General features: G+C 67.5%; 11 protein-coding genes. 9 read left to right on the top strand and 2 right to left on the bottom strand.

Annotated features, from left to right (window positions below; all coding sequences use genetic code 11):
* Window position 1 precedes the first annotated feature (1 nt).
* The 5 genes from BR47_RS0102845 to BR47_RS0102825 are packed head-to-tail and all read left to right on the top strand — an operon-like array spanning window position 2 to window position 7,129.
* Window positions 2–829 (top strand): FAD binding domain-containing protein, encoded by an 828-nt coding sequence (locus BR47_RS0102845; protein ID WP_029118519.1) that lies wholly within the window; start codon window positions 2–4, stop codon window positions 827–829.
* The gene (gene uraD / locus BR47_RS0102840) at window positions 819–2,744 is read left to right on the top strand and encodes a 2-oxo-4-hydroxy-4-carboxy-5-ureidoimidazoline decarboxylase (RefSeq protein ID WP_029118518.1); all 1,926 of its coding nucleotides are present in this window, start codon (window positions 819–821) and stop codon (window positions 2,742–2,744) included. Before BR47_RS0102845 ends, uraD begins: the two co-directional genes overlap by 11 nt.
* A 34-nt stretch (window positions 2,745–2,778) precedes the next feature.
* Window positions 2,779–5,517 carry a molybdopterin-dependent oxidoreductase gene (locus BR47_RS0102835; protein ID WP_029118517.1) on the top strand — a complete coding sequence of 913 codons (2,739 nt, stop codon included), beginning with the start codon at window positions 2,779–2,781 and terminating at the stop codon, window positions 5,515–5,517.
* Window positions 5,514–5,996, top strand: a complete 483-nt coding sequence (locus BR47_RS0102830) for a nucleoside deaminase (RefSeq protein ID WP_020103673.1) — start codon at window positions 5,514–5,516, stop codon at window positions 5,994–5,996. Before BR47_RS0102835 ends, BR47_RS0102830 begins: the two co-directional genes overlap by 4 nt.
* A 2-nt stretch (window positions 5,997–5,998) precedes the next feature.
* Entirely contained in the window at window positions 5,999–7,129 is a 1,131-nt protein-coding gene (locus BR47_RS0102825) for an XdhC family protein (protein ID WP_029118516.1), read from the top strand.
* Here BR47_RS0102825 and BR47_RS0102820 read toward each other — a convergent pair.
* On the bottom strand, window positions 7,072–7,623 hold the full coding sequence (locus tag BR47_RS0102820; protein ID WP_036426630.1) for a nucleotidyltransferase family protein: 552 nt from the start codon (window positions 7,621–7,623) through the stop codon (window positions 7,072–7,074). The two genes, BR47_RS0102825 and BR47_RS0102820, sit on opposite strands and share 58 nt — an antisense overlap.
* 65 nt (window positions 7,624–7,688) lie before the next feature.
* Here BR47_RS0102820 and BR47_RS0102815 point away from each other — a divergent pair, with 65 nt between their 5' ends.
* Genes BR47_RS0102815 through BR47_RS0102800 form a run of 4 tightly spaced genes read left to right on the top strand, consistent with a single transcriptional unit; the run spans window position 7,689 to window position 11,857 of the window.
* Window positions 7,689–8,267, top strand: a complete 579-nt coding sequence (locus tag BR47_RS0102815; protein ID WP_020103676.1) for a tRNA-specific adenosine deaminase — start codon at window positions 7,689–7,691, stop codon at window positions 8,265–8,267.
* A gap of 20 nt (window positions 8,268–8,287) precedes the next feature.
* Complete coding sequence (gene mshC / locus BR47_RS0102810; RefSeq protein ID WP_029118514.1) at window positions 8,288–9,526, top strand: cysteine--1-D-myo-inosityl 2-amino-2-deoxy-alpha-D-glucopyranoside ligase; 1,239 nt, start codon at window positions 8,288–8,290, stop codon at window positions 9,524–9,526.
* A gap of 31 nt (window positions 9,527–9,557) precedes the next feature.
* Window positions 9,558–10,433: an SDR family oxidoreductase gene (locus BR47_RS0102805; RefSeq protein WP_029118513.1), complete on the top strand. Its 876-nt coding sequence runs from the start codon at window positions 9,558–9,560 to the stop codon at window positions 10,431–10,433.
* A complete protein-coding gene (locus BR47_RS0102800) occupies window positions 10,430–11,857 on the top strand; it encodes a DUF1254 domain-containing protein (protein WP_029118512.1) in 1,428 nt (475 codons plus the stop codon). Before BR47_RS0102805 ends, BR47_RS0102800 begins: the two co-directional genes overlap by 4 nt.
* 4 nt (window positions 11,858–11,861) lie before the next feature.
* On the opposite strand, the gene BR47_RS31875 is transcribed toward BR47_RS0102800, so the two are convergent.
* Window positions 11,862–13,907 carry a glycoside hydrolase family protein gene (locus BR47_RS31875; RefSeq protein WP_051634565.1) on the bottom strand — a complete coding sequence of 682 codons (2,046 nt, stop codon included), beginning with the start codon at window positions 13,905–13,907 and terminating at the stop codon, window positions 11,862–11,864.
* Window positions 13,908–13,922 lie beyond the last annotated feature (15 nt).

The following is a 13,922-nucleotide window of genomic DNA, read 5'->3' as shown; positions in this document are numbered from 1 at the left end:
CATGGACCTGCACACCGTCAGCCGATACCGATTCGCGCGAACACGCGACGACCTGCGCCTGGCCGATGGCGAGTCCTTCGTCGCCGGGGGGACGTGGACGTTCTCTGAACCGCAGGCCGAGCTCACCGGTGTCGTCGACCTCACGACCATGGACTGGGCCGCCATCGAGCGCACCGGCGAGGGACTGCGCATCGCCGCCACCTGCACCATCGCCGAACTCGTGCACTATCCGCGCCGCGCCGAGTGGCCGGCCCAGCAGCTCTTCGGCGACTGCGCCAACGCGCTACTCGCCTCGTTCAAGATCTGGAACATCGCCACTGTCGGAGGCAACATCTGCCGGTCGTTCGCGGCCGCATCGATGGTGTCGCTTGCCGTCGCGCTCGACGGCGTGGCCGAGATCTGGACTCCTGACGGCCAGACCCGATGGGAGCCGGTCGCGGATCTGGTCACCGGCAACGGGACCAACTCGCTGGCGCACGGCGAGGTGCTGCGGGCCTTGCACCTGCCTGAGCGGGCGCTGCGGTCCACGGCGGCACTGCGCACCATCGCGCTGGCAGAGTACGGACGCTCCGGTGCCGTCGTCAGCGGCCGCCGCGACGACGACGGATCGGCGGTCTTCACCGTCACGGCTGCGACGCTCGCGCCCACCGTCTTTCGCTATCCGGAGCTGCCCGACGCCGAAGCTCTCCGGTCCGACGTCCTGGCCGCATCCGGTTACTACACCGACCCACTCGGGTCCGCGGATTGGCGCCGGGCCGTCAGCGCGGTGCTCGCTGTGGACATTCGCTCAGAAATTTCTTCTCGCCTGGAGGTGGGCCATGCCGATTGAGACGGACCGAGCCGACGTCGCGCGCAAGGCCGTGCATCCCGTCGACGAGGTGTTGCCGATTCCCAAGCTCGCGGTTTACGGGATGCAGCACGTGCTGGCGTTCTATGCCGGCGCGGTGCTGGTTCCGATCATCGTCGCCGGCGCCCTGAAGCTGTCGCCCGAGCAGACGATCCACCTCATCAATGCCGACCTGTTCACGTGTGGCATCGCGACGATCATCCAGTCCGTCGGCTTCTGGAAAGTGGGCGTCAAACTCCCGTTGATCCAGGGGGTGACCTTCGCGGCGGTCAGCCCGATGATCGCGATCGGCACAGCCGGCGGCCTGTCAGGGGTTCCCGGTCTGCTGTCGGTGTACGGGTCGGTGATCGTCGCCGGGCTCTTCACCTTCTTCATGGCGCCGTACTTCTCGAAGCTGCTGCGCTTCTTCCCACCGGTCGTCACCGGATCGGTCATCACGATCATCGGGATCGCGCTCCTGCCCGTCGCGGCCAACGACATCGTCGGCGGCACGACCACCGAGGCGATGAAAACGGATGTGGCGCTGAAGGATCTCGCGTATGCCGCGGGCACGCTGCTGATCATCATCGTGATGCAGCGCCTCTTCCGCGGTTTCCTCGCGACGATCGCCGTGCTGGCCGGGCTGGTCCTCGGCACCGCGGTTGCCGCAGTGCTCGGGGATGTCGATTTCAGTGCGGTAGGTACGTCCCACTGGCTCGGCGTGACCACGCCGTTCTACTTCGGCTGGCCCACATTCAGCGCCACCGCGATCATCTCGATGATCGTCGTCATGATCATCACCGCGGTGGAAACCACGGGTGATGTCTTCGCGACCGCCGAGATCGTGGGTAAGCGCGTGGGCGCGGGCGACATTGCCAGAGCACTGCGCGCCGACGGCATGGCGACCACGATCGGCGGCGTCCTCAACTCGTTCCCGTACACGTGCTTCGCGGAGAACGTCGGGCTCGTTCGCTTGACGCAGGTCAAGAGCCGCTGGGTGGTCGCCACCGCGGGGGTCATCATGATCGTGCTGGGCTATCTCCCCAAGGCCGCGGCCGTCGTGGCCGCGATCCCGCATTCGGTGCTCGGCGGGGCGTCGCTGGCGCTGTTCGCCACCGTGGCTGTGGTGGGCATCCAGACCCTGTCGAAGGTCGACTTCAACGACCACCGCAACGCGGTGATCGTCGGCACCGCACTCGGCCTCGGCATGCTCGTCACCGCCCAACCGCTGTTGAAATTCAGTTTTCCCGCGTGGGCCCAGATCATCTGTGGCTCAGGGATCACGCTGGGCGCCCTTGCCGCGATCGTCCTGAACATCGTGTTCTTCCACATCGGGCCGAACCGCGGCCCGATGGTTGCGGGCACGCCACGGACCGGCGAAGTCGGACTCGATGCCGTCAACAAGATGACGCAGGAGGAGTTCGTCAAGACGTTCTCGGTCCTCTATCAGGGCCTCTCTTGGCCGGTCGAGCGCGCGTTCGCGCAACGGCCGTTCGCCGACACCCGCGCACTGCGTGGCGCCGTCCAGACCGCGCTGCTCGCGGCCACCCCCGCCGAGCAGATGGAGTTGATGCAGGCGTATCCGGACCTCGCCCAGACCCAGGAACACAACGTGTCGAAAGTCGATCTGGCCTACCTGGGTCTCGACGGTCTCACCGAGGAGGAAGCCGAGGAATTCAGCGAGCTGTCTGCGGCCTACGAAGCCAAATTCGGCTTCCCCCTCATCATCTGCCTTCGGGATCTGGAAAGGCGCGAGCACATCCTGACCCTCGGCTGGCGGCGCCTGGACAATTCCCCGCAGGTTGAGCACATGGCGGCGCTCAGTGAGATCTCGCGAATCGCGGCGTGGCGATTCGACGACCTGGTTGCCGACGCGAATCCCATTGCCTCTGCCCGACGCCTGCGAATCGCGCGATGACGACCGGCCGGCGGCACCGCGTGATGGCGTGCGTATGAGATTTGATGTCAACGGCACGACCGTCGAAGCCGATGCTCGCCCGGGGCAGTGCTTGCGCACCCTGCTCCGGGAAACCGGGCACCTCGACGTCAAGCGGGGATGCGACGCCGGCGACTGCGGAGCGTGTGCGGTCATCCTCGACGGCGTGCCGGTGCACTCCTGCATTTACCCCGCCGCCCGGGTGAGCGGCCGCGCCGTCACCACGGTTGCCGGGCTCGCCGACGGCGACGAGCTGCATCCGGTGCAGCGCGCGTTCTGCGACAACTTCGCCTTTCAGTGCGGCTTCTGCACCGCCGGAATGATCGTCACCGCGTCCACCCTGAAGCCGGACGACCTCGGTGATCTCGACCGCCGGATGAAGGGCAACCTGTGTCGTTGCACGGGTTACCGTCCGATTCGCGAAGCGATCCATGCGGCCGTCACGGGCAGTGGCGACGGCGTGGCCGTTGCGGGTCCGGCCATCGGACAGTCATTGCGGCCGCCCGCCGGCCGACGCATCGTCACAGGGTGCGAGCCCTTCACCTTCGACATCGACGTGCCCGGGCTGCTGCATCTCGCGGTGCTGCGGTCACCTCATGCGCACGCCCGCATCCTGGCGATCGATACCGCGGCCGCCGAGCAGGTGCCCGGTGTCGAAGTGATCCTCACGCACCGCAACGTCGAGACGCCGCGCTTTTCCACTGCGCGCCACGAGATCCGGACCGACGACCCGGACGACACCCTCGTGTTCGACCCGGTTGTCCGTTTCATCGGTCAACGGGTTGCGGCGGTGGTCGCCGACACGCCTGCGGCCGCGCAGGACGCGGCACGGCGCATCGTGGTCGAGTACGAGCTGCTGCCCGCGGTGTTCGATCCGGAGGCCGCGAGGTCGGCGGGCGCGCCGCTGTTGCATCCGGACCGGACGCTCGAGGATGGCGTCGCCGACGCGTCGCGCAACGTGATCGCGGCGATGCACGACGGTTTCGGCGGCGACATCGACGAGGCCCTGGCGAACGCGGATGTCACGGTCGGCGGTACGTGGCGGACCGCGCGGGTTACGCACGCGCAGCTGGAGGCCCATGGCACCATCGGCTGGTTGGACGACGACGGCCGGCTCACCCTGCGCACCAGCTCACAGGTTCCGTTTCTGGTTCGCAAGGAACTCTCTTACCTGCTCGGCCTGCCCGAGGACCGGCTGCGCGTGTACACCGCGCGTGTCGGAGGCGGTTTCGGCGGCAAGCAGGAGATGTTCACCGAAGACCTCGTCGCGGTCGCCGTGTTGCGCACCGGGCGGCCGGTCGCGTATGAGATGTCGCGGACCGATGAGCTCATCGCGACCGCCTATCGCCATCCCATGCGTGTCGACGTGACCCTCGGCGCCCGCTCCGACGGCACGTTGACGGCGATGAAGCTGGCCGTGCTGAGCGACGGCGGCGCCTATGGAAACCACTCGCCGGGCGTCATGTTCCACGGCTGCGCGGAGTCGATTTCGGTCTATCGATGCCCCGTCAAGCGGGTCGACGCCGAGGCCGTCTACACCAACAACCCGCCGTCGGGCGCGTTCCGCGGGTATGGGCTCGGTCAGGTGATCTTCGCCATCGAGAGCGCACTCGATGAGCTGGCACTGCAGCTGGGCATCGACCCGTTCACCATTCGTCGCACGAACATGGTGCGCGAAGGCGACGACTTGTTGATCGCGCATCCCGAACCCGAACCAGACCTGGTCTACGGCAGCTACGGGCTCGACCAGTGCCTCGACCTCGTCGAGCGGGCCCTGGCCGGTGTCGACGGCGAGAGTGCCCCGGCGGGAGCTCAGTGGCGGACAGGGGAGGGCATCGCATTGTCGGCGATCGCCACCATGGCTCCGCGGGGCCATTTCTCCTCGGTCAACGTTCGGCTCACCCCGAGCGGCGGCTACGAGGTCGGCATCGGGACCGTGGAATTCGGCAACGGAACCTCGACGGTCCACACGCAGATCGCCGCCACCGCGCTGGCCACCACACCGGAGCGGATCACGCTGCGCAACGGCGATACCGATGCCGCCGACTACGACACGGGGGCCTTCGCCTCGGCGGGGACCACGGTCGCGGGCAAGGCGTTGTACGCCGCGGCGTCGAGCATGCGAGAGGTGATCCTGGACACGGTCTTTCAGCTGACCGGCGAAGTCGGCGCGCTGGGCGAACACGGGGTGCAGACCTCGACCGGGTTGGTGCGATTCGGCGACATCATCGCGGCCGCGCCGGCGCAGTATCGGGTGGGCGACGGTATCCAGACGACGGGTGCCGAAACGGGTGAACTGCGTTCGATCGCGTTCAACGTGCAGGGATTTCGGGTCGCGGTCGATACCGAGACCGGGACGGTCAAGATTCTGCAGTCGGTGCACGCCGCCGACGCGGGCACCGTCGTCAATCCGGCGCAATGCCGGGGGCAGGTCGAAGGCGGCGTCGCCCAGGGCATCGGATCGGCGCTCTACGAAGAGATCATGATCGACGAATCGGGCCGGGTATCGACGCCCACATTCCGCCTGTACCGGGTGCCCCAGATGGCCGACATTCCGGAGACAACCGTGCTGTTCGCCGAGACCGCCGACGACCTCGGTCCGTACGGCGCGAAATCGATGAGCGAATCCCCGTACAACCCCGTGGCGCCCGCCCTGGCCAACGCGATTCGTCGCGCCCTCGGTGTGCGTCCATACGAACTCCCCATGTCGAGGGACCGGGTCTGGCGGCTGGCGCAGGAAGGAACACCACAATGAACGCTTTCACGGGTACCGATCCGAAGTGGCTCGGCGTCGCGATCGACCTGGCAACGGCCAATGTCGAAGCCGGCGGCGGGCCGTTCGGTGCGGTGGTCGTCGGCGCCGGCGAGCTGGTCTCCACCGGCCAGAACCGGGTGACGCAGAACCTCGATCCGACCGCACACGCCGAGGTCATGGCGATCCGGGCCGCTTGCGAGCGGGTCGGGAACTTCAGCCTTGCGGGGCACACGCTCTACTCGTCGTGCGAACCCTGCCCGCTGTGCCTGTCCGCGGCCTTGTGGGCCCGGGTCGATCGCATCGTGTTCGCGGCGGACCGCCATGACGCGGCCGTCGGCGGATTCGACGACCGGGCCTTCTACGAACTGTTCGACAAGCCGCGGGCGCACTGGGATGTCCCCGTCCAGCAGCACCGCCTGGACCGGTCATTCCTGCCGTTCGAGACGTGGATCGGCAACAGCAACCGGGTTCAGTACTGACCATGGACGTCATCGAGGATCTGTTGGCCCGCACCCGGCTCGGTGAGTCGGTGGCGCTGTGCACGGTGGTCGCGGCCGGTGGATCCACGCCGCGCGGCCCGGGTACGTCGATGCTCGTGACGGGCGACGGCTGCGTCGTCGGCTCCATCAGCGGTGGTTGTGTGGAGAGCGCGGTGTACGAGCTGGCGCTGGAGGTGCTGGCCTCGGGCGAACCGAGGCTCGTCAGCTACGGCGCCGGTGACGAGTCGGTGTTCGCTGTCGGTCTGTTGTGCGGCGGCACCATCGATGTCTTCGTCGAGCGCGTCGGCCCGTCGAACGTCGCGGAACTCGAGTTCGCGGTAAAGGTCGCCGATCGGGGCCAGACTGCTGTCCTGGCCACGCTCGTCAGCTCTACTGGGCCGGCTCCCGGTGGTCACCTCGTGATCGCCGACCGGTCGGTGAAGGGCAGCCTCGGCGTCGGCTCGCTGGACGACGCCGTGGTGCGCGCCGCGGACTCGTTGACCAGCAGTCAGACGCTGAGCGGCCCCTACGGCGACGTCATCTTCGCGCGCGTACTGACACCCAAACCGCGGCTCATCGTCTTCGGCGCGACCGACTTCGTCGCCGCCGTCGCGCACGCGGCGGCATTCACCGGCTACCGCGTGACGGTGTGCGATGCGCGAGCGGTGTTCGCCACGAAAGACCGGTTCCCGATGGCCGACGACGTTGTCGTGGACTGGCCCGATCGCTACCTCAGGCAACAGGTCGATGCCGGGCTGATCGATGCCCGCACCGCGATCTGTGTTCTGACGCACGACGACCGCTTCGACGTGCCGCTACTCGAGGTGGCCCTGGCGGTGCCCGAGATCGGTTTCGTCGGCGCGATGGGCTCGCGCAGAACCCATGACGACCGGGTGGCACGGCTGCGCGAGCGGGGGATCGACGACAGTCAACTGGCCCGGCTGTCCTCTCCGATCGGACTGGATCTGGGCGGCCGAACTCCCGAGGAGATCGCGATCGCGATCATGGCGGAGATCATCAGCCGGCGGGAAGGCGGCACAGGCCTTCCTCTGCGTGACCGCGACGGCGATGTTCATCAGCGTGCCGGTGTGTCCGTGTCTGCACCCGTCGCCAGATCCTCGCAGGGAACATGAAGCACGCCAACGCTGTTCAGGTATTCCTGTGCGCCGCGGTCGCCGCGAGCACTCGCACTGACCCGGTCCCAGTGACTGCGGCCGATCACGACGGGATGCCCGGGCGTGCCGGAGTAGGTCGCCCTGGCGAGCCGGTCGCGATCCGCCAGAGCACACAAGCGCGCGACGACGCCCGGCCCGACATCCGGCAGATCAACGAGATGAATCAGCGCGGCCTCACCATCGATCGCCGCGAGTCCCGCGCGCAGCGATGCCGCGATGCCTTCCTCCCAATCCGTCGCCACGATGGTCGTCGCCGTGTCGGGCACGAGCGCCGCGGCGCGTTCGTGTTCGGCGCCGAGAACGACGGCAACAGAGGCGCAGCCACCCGAGAACAACACGTCGACGGCGCGCTCAATTGCCCCGGGTACCAAGGCTTTCGGCATGCCGAACCGGCGGCCCGCGCCCGCGGCCAACAACAGCCCGGCGACTCGGGGTTGATCAGGCGGCCTCACCGTGCGGACGATACCGGCCCAGGCGTAACCATCCGCTCCGAAAACCACCGATGAGGAGTATTCACATGGAGCTCGTCCCGAGACTGCTCGACGTGATCGAGTCCGACATCCTTCCGTTGACCGCGCAGGGCGTTGCCGCGGGCAACAAGGTCTTCGGGGCTGCGCTGCTGCGCAAATCGGATCTGTCGTTGGTGCTGGCGGGGACCAACGCGGAAACGCGCAATCCGCTTTTTCACGGCGAGATCAGCACGCTCAACCAGTTCTACGAGATCGCAGACCGCCCGGCGACGCGTGACCTGCTGTTCCTGAGCACGCACGAGCCTTGCACCCTGTGCATGTCGGCGATCACCTGGGCCGGTTTCGACAACTACTACTACCTGTTCAGCCACGAGGATTCGCGCGACAGCTTCGCGATTCCGCATGATCTGCGAATCCTGAAAGAGCTGTTCGGTCTGGATCCGGGCGGCTATCGACGAACCAACGCGTTCTGGACCGCTCACGGGATTCGCGATCTTGCCGATGAAGAGCCGGAACCGCGCCGCGGCGACCTGCACGATCGCATCGCGCGGATTGCGCGGCGGTATCAAGAACTCTCGGAGCAGTATCAGGAGTCGAAGCCGGGCAGCGGCATTCCACTGAGTTGACGACGGCTAAAGTCGACGTCATGCGATCGTGGCTGGCGCCCAGTGTCCCGAACCTGCCGGGCCACGGCCCCGAACTCCGGCTCTATGACACCGCTGACCGTCAGGTCCGGCCGGTCTCGGCCGGTCCCAAGGCCACCATGTACGTCTGTGGCATCACGCCGTACGACGCCACGCACCTCGGTCACGCCGCCACCTACCTGACCTTCGACCTGGTGCACCGGTACTGGCTCGACGCGGGCCACGACGTCCAGTTCGTGGAGAACGTCACCGACGTCGACGATCCGCTGTTCGAGCGGGCCGCGCGCGACGGGATCGACTGGCGCGCTCTCGGCGACCGCGAGACCGAGCTCTTCCGCCAGGACATGACGGCGCTGCGGGTGCTGCCGCCGCACGACTACGTCGGCGCTGTCGAGTCGATCGCCGAGGTCGTCGAGCTCGTCGAGAAGCTGCTGGCCTCGGGCGCGGCGTACGTGATCGACGACTCCGAATACCCCGACGTCTACTTCCGGGCCGACGCCACCGCCCAGTTCGGCTACGAGTCCGGTTACGACCGCGACACCATGCTGACGTTGTTCGGCGAGCGCGGCGGCGATCCCGACCGTGCCGGCAAGGCCAGTCCGTTGGACGCCCTGCTGTGGCGGGTGCAGCGGCCGGGCGAGCCGAGCTGGCCGTCGCCGTTCGGCGCGGGCCGCCCGGGCTGGCACATCGAGTGCGCCGCCATCGCGCTGAACCGCATCGGCCCCGGTCTCGACATCCAGGGCGGCGGCAGCGACCTCACTTTCCCGCACCATGAGTTCTCGGCCGCACACGCCGAATCGGTAACGGGGGAGCGGCGTTTCGCCCGCCACTACGTGCACGGCGGGATGATCGGCTGGGACGGCCACAAGATGAGCAAGAGTCGCGGCAACCTGGTGCTGGTGTCGCAGCTGCGGGCCGACGGTGTCGACCCGGGCGCCATTCGACTGGGTCTGATGGCCGGGCACTACCGCGCCGACCGCTTCTGGAGCCCCGAGGTTCTCAGCACCGCGCAGGTGCGGTTGCAGCGCTGGCGCGCGGCCACCGCGCTGCCCGCCGGACCCGATGCCACCGATCTCCTCGCCCGGGTCCGCCGGTACCTGGCCGACGATCTCGACACCCCGAAAGTCCTTGCCGCCCTTGATGGCTGGTCGACCGACGCGCTCGAGTACGGGGGCCACGACCCCGCGTCGCCGCGGTTGGTGGCCTCGGCCGTCGACGCGCTGCTCGGGGTGACCCTCTAGTCACTTCGGCGTGAGAGTACTTTTTGCCACCATGGGTTCTGTGTACGGAAAAGTCGTCTTCATCACCGGTGGTGCTGCGGGGGTCGGGGCCGAGGTGGCCCGCCGGTTGCACCGCAAGGGCGCCAAGCTGGTGCTGACCGACGTCGACGCGGCGGCGCTGGACGCCACCGCCGCCACGCTCGGTGACGATGTCCTGACCGTGGTCGCCGACGTCCGCGACCTGTCGTCGATGCAGGCCGCCGCCGATGCGGCCGTCGAACGCTTCGGCGGCATCGACGTGGTGACGGCGAACGCCGGTATCGCGACCTACGGCTCGGTGCTGCAGGTCGATCCCGAGGCCTTCAAGCGGCTGCTCGACATCAACGTCCTCGGGGTGTTCCACACCGTGCGCGCCACGCTGCCGTCGGTCATCGACCGCCGCGGCTACGTCCTGATCGTGTCGTCGCTGGCCGCCTACACCGCGGCACCGGGCCTGGCGCCCTACAACGCCTCCAAGGCCGCCGTCGAGCATTTCGCCAACGCGCTGCGCCTGGAGGTCGGCTACCGCGGTGTCGACGTCGGCTCGGCGCACATGTCCTGGATCGACACCGCCATGGTCCGCGACACCAAGTCCGACCTGTCGACGTTCGCCGAGATGCTGACGAAGCTGCCGTGGCCCATCAGCAAGACCACGTCGGTCGACAAGTGCGGCGAGGCCTTCGTCGCCGGTATCGAGGGGCGCAAGACGCGCGTGAACTGCCCCGGCTGGGTCGGCGCGCTGCGCTGGCTGCGGCCGCTGCTGGCGACGCGCATCGGTGAGGTGCCGGTGGCCAAGTTCGTGCCGGATCTGCTGCCCCGCATGGACGCCGAGGTGGTCGCCCTGGGCCGCTCGTCCAGCGCGCACACCGAGCAGCTCGACAAGGGATGACGGTGCGGGTCGGCCTGGCGCGCTTGGGTCTCGTCGCACTGCTGCTGGCGGCGACCGGGTGTTCCGGCCACGATTCGTCGAGCCCCTCCACCCCGCAGCCACCCACTCCGGAGCAGGTGCGGGCCATCGCGAAATCCGCGTACACGTACGGGTTTCCGATGGTCGACAACTACCGGGTCCAGTACTCGTACTTCGCCGACAAGGCCGGTCCCGAGTACAAGGGTGCCTGGAACCAGATCCACAACGTCGCACGCGTCTTCACCCCCGAGGACAAGGCGATCCAGACGCCCAACTCGGACACCCCGTACTCGTTCCTGGGTGCCGATCTGCGGGCCGAGCCCCTGGTGCTCAGCGTGCCGGAGGTCGAGCCGGGCCGTTACTACTCGCTGCAGTTCGTCGACGGCTACACCTACAACATCGCGTACGTGGGCAGCCGCGCGACCGGCAATGGCGCGGGCAATTACCTTCTGGCCGGGCCGAATTGGCACGGCGCGACACCGCCGGGTGTCGAACGGGTCATCCGCAGCTCGACCGACCTGGCCTTCGTCCTGTACCGCACCCAGCTGTTCGGACCGACGGACATCGAGAACGTCAAGAAGATTCAGGCCGGGTATCAGGTGACGCCGCTGTCGGCGTTCCTGAAGCAGCCGCCCGCACCGCCGGCGCCGCCCGTCGACTTCGTCGCCCCGCTGTCGGCGCAGGACGAGCGCACCTCACCGAAGTTCTTCGAAATCCTCAACTTCGCAATGAAGTTCGCGCCGGCGCAGCCCGCCGAGGAGGTCATGCGTCAGCGCTTCGCGGCCATCGGGATCGGTCCTGACGGCTCGTTCCGCGCGGACCAGCTGACGCCCGAGAACCGCAAGGCCGTGACGGACGGAATGGCGGATGCCTGGGCGGCGTTCGACACCTTCAAGAAGGACAAGTTCGACACCGGCGAGGTGACGTCGGCCCAATTGTTCGGCACCGCAACTGATCTCAGGGGCAACTACCTGTACCGCATGGCCGGCGCGGTGCTCGGCATCTACGGCAACACCGCGGCCGAGGCGATCTACCCGGGCGCGTCGAACGACAGCGCCGGAGCGCCGCTGACCGGCGCCAACAACTACACGCTGCGGTTCGCCCCCGGGCAGCTGCCGCCGGTCAACGCCTTCTGGTCGGTGACCATGTACGAGATGCCGCAGAGCCTGCTGGTGGCCAACCCCATCAACCGCTACCTGATCAACTCGGCGATGCTGCCCACCCTGATCAAGGACCCCGACGGTGGCATCACGCTGAACGTGCAGAACAAGTCGCCCGGACCGGCGCGCGAAGCCAACTGGCTGCCCGCCCCGACCGGCCCGTTCGTCATCGCGATGCGGCTGTACTGGCCCAAACCCGAAGCGCTCGACGGTACGTGGAAGGCGCCCAAGCCGGTCAAGGGCTGACCGCCTAAGTTGGCACGTTCTCGCGCAGGAACTTCGCCTGGTCGGCCGGGATCGCTGGCGTCGCCGGCCAGACATCGGGTCCACGCCGAACCTGATCTTCGGGCTCGCCGCTGATGAAGAAGTCCGAAGTCGACCGCGAGACCACCTGGTGCTTGCTGATCCAGCGGATGCCGCCGAACGCGTTGACCTCGATCTCGCCCTGGAACTCGAAGAGCCCGTTGCCCAGAGGGTCGTAATTGCCTTGATATCGGAACGTCAGCGGCCATTCGCGCGGGTCGCGGCTTACCGGGATGCGGCTCATGGCATTGACCGTGATGTGCAGGTCGGACTTCGACCAGTTGCTTGATTCGCTTAGCACGCGTTCGAACACCACCGAAGTGATCTCGCCGTAGGCATTGCCGCTCCACACCACGTCGATGGTGGCGTGCGCGGTGCCCGCGCGGAACTGCGGCACGAAGAGGAACCGCCGGCGGTAGTTCTGGGTGGCTGCCGTGACGCCCGGCATGCCGAGCCTGCCTTGCGGGGTGAGCAACCGGTGCGCGTCGTCGTAGGTCAGGCTGAACGAGCCGGACGCATCCTGAACCCCCGCCTGCACGATTGCGCCGGCTGCCAGCCCCCACTCGACCACTTCCGCCAGGCCGATGGCGGCGGCTGCGGGGTTCTGCTGGTACGAGTACTCGCGCACCTCGCGCGACGCCGGAACCGCCAGGGCGGTCGCGCCGCCGCCGAAGAGCTCTGCCTCGGCGCGCCTGCGCTCGATCAGCCGCTCGTCCTCGGCGATACGGCCGTCCTGACGCAGCCGTATCCACTTGCGCATCTCACCTGGCACAGCGGCCAGATCGCCGGCATCGAGCAATTTGAGCAGGGTGGACCGTAGCAGCGGCACGGCGCCGATGCCGACACCGAAGCACGCCATCGCGTCGACCTGTGGTTGCGTTAACGGGGTCACGATCCGGTCGGTGAGGAATGCCTCCACAGCTGCGATCCGGCGATCGAGATCCGGCCCGGGCAGCTCCCACCGGAGGATAAACGTGCGTCCGCTGGGCGAGACGGCGCGAGGCACCGACATCCCCCTGACCAGCGCCCGCGAGCCAGGCGGCACCACTGTGATGATCAGGCTCTGGCCGGTCGACGTCCCGCTCGACGCGGGCGGCAGGGCGTCGGTCGAAATCGTCATGCCGCCCGCACCCACCACCTCGGGTCGGCTCGCCACGATGAACGACAGCCCGCTGACATCGATCTTGGATGCCAGTGATGCTCCGGCGAACGGGACGATAGCGGTGACGATGGCACGCAGCGCTGCGTTGATCTCATCGATGGTCTTCCGGTACGCCCCCGTCACTGCCGACTCGAACGACTGGCCCGCCTTCCACGCGGAAAAGAAGAAGTATGTCGTCGGTTCAGGCAGGTAGTTGTTTTGATGGCTGCCCGCGCTGGTGCGGGCGCCGATGTCGAGCCACGCCTGGTTCAGGCTGGAACCGACGCAATTCATCATGTACACCGAGCGAATGTTCAGGGGTCCCCCGTATTCCTTTGCCAGGGAACGGATTCGGTCGCCATCGATACCGTTGTCGGCCGAGATGTAGTTGCTCCGTCCATGTGTGAGGATCATCAGATCGATGACCTTGCCGGCGCGTGACGCAGCGAACAGGGTGGACTTGAGTTCTGCGAAAGTGGCCGACGAGTCGCGCAGAATCACGACATCGCCGTACTTGTCGGGCTTTGTTGCCGAGTAGCGGTTGAGTGTCAGTTCGGCGGTCTCGATCAGGTTGTCGGTTGTGGTGCGCAGCCAATCGCGGAGCGATGTCACGATCTGCGCCTTCATGCTCGTGCTTATGATCGACGCGCCGGGTAATTCGCTGATCAACTTGTCGACGAGGTCAGGCAGGCCGAGGTCGACGCCGCCGTTCTCGATGAGGATGACCAGGGTCCGGTCTGCGGCGGTGGCGACTCCCGCGAAGGACCGGGCGCGGCGTGGGCGATCGAGGATGCCGTTGCCGGTGCCGTAGTAGCGGCGGTCAAGGAACCGATTGTCGGTCGTGGCACTCATCGCGGTTCTCCTGAA

Origin of the sequence: Mycobacterium sp. UNC410CL29Cvi84, from assembly GCF_000686745.1 — a bacterium.
Classification (GTDB): Bacteria; Actinomycetota; Actinomycetes; order Mycobacteriales; family Mycobacteriaceae; genus Mycobacterium; species Mycobacterium mucogenicum_B.
Note: the sequence above shows the minus strand (reverse complement) of the source record. Positions and strands in the feature narration are given on the sequence as shown.

What these genes read in the sequence shown, in the direction of transcription:
- BR47_RS0102845 (WP_029118519.1), top strand. Translation starts at nt 2, where the DNA reads ATGGACCTGCACACCGTCAGCCGATACCGATTCGCGCGAACACGCGAC.
- uraD (WP_029118518.1), top strand. Translation starts at nt 819, where the DNA reads ATGCCGATTGAGACGGACCGAGCCGACGTCGCGCGCAAGGCCGTGCAT.
- BR47_RS0102835 (WP_029118517.1), top strand. Translation starts at nt 2,779, where the DNA reads ATGAGATTTGATGTCAACGGCACGACCGTCGAAGCCGATGCTCGCCCG.
- BR47_RS0102830 (WP_020103673.1), top strand. Translation starts at nt 5,514, where the DNA reads ATGAACGCTTTCACGGGTACCGATCCGAAGTGGCTCGGCGTCGCGATC.
- BR47_RS0102825 (WP_029118516.1), top strand. Translation starts at nt 5,999, where the DNA reads ATGGACGTCATCGAGGATCTGTTGGCCCGCACCCGGCTCGGTGAGTCG.
- BR47_RS0102815 (WP_020103676.1), top strand. Translation starts at nt 7,689, where the DNA reads ATGGAGCTCGTCCCGAGACTGCTCGACGTGATCGAGTCCGACATCCTT.
- mshC (WP_029118514.1), top strand. Translation starts at nt 8,288, where the DNA reads ATGCGATCGTGGCTGGCGCCCAGTGTCCCGAACCTGCCGGGCCACGGC.
- BR47_RS0102805 (WP_029118513.1), top strand. Translation starts at nt 9,558, where the DNA reads ATGGGTTCTGTGTACGGAAAAGTCGTCTTCATCACCGGTGGTGCTGCG.
- BR47_RS0102800 (WP_029118512.1), top strand. Translation starts at nt 10,430, where the DNA reads ATGACGGTGCGGGTCGGCCTGGCGCGCTTGGGTCTCGTCGCACTGCTG.
- BR47_RS31875 (WP_051634565.1), bottom strand. Translation starts at nt 13,907, where the DNA reads ATGAGTGCCACGACCGACAATCGGTTCCTTGACCGCCGCTACTACGGC.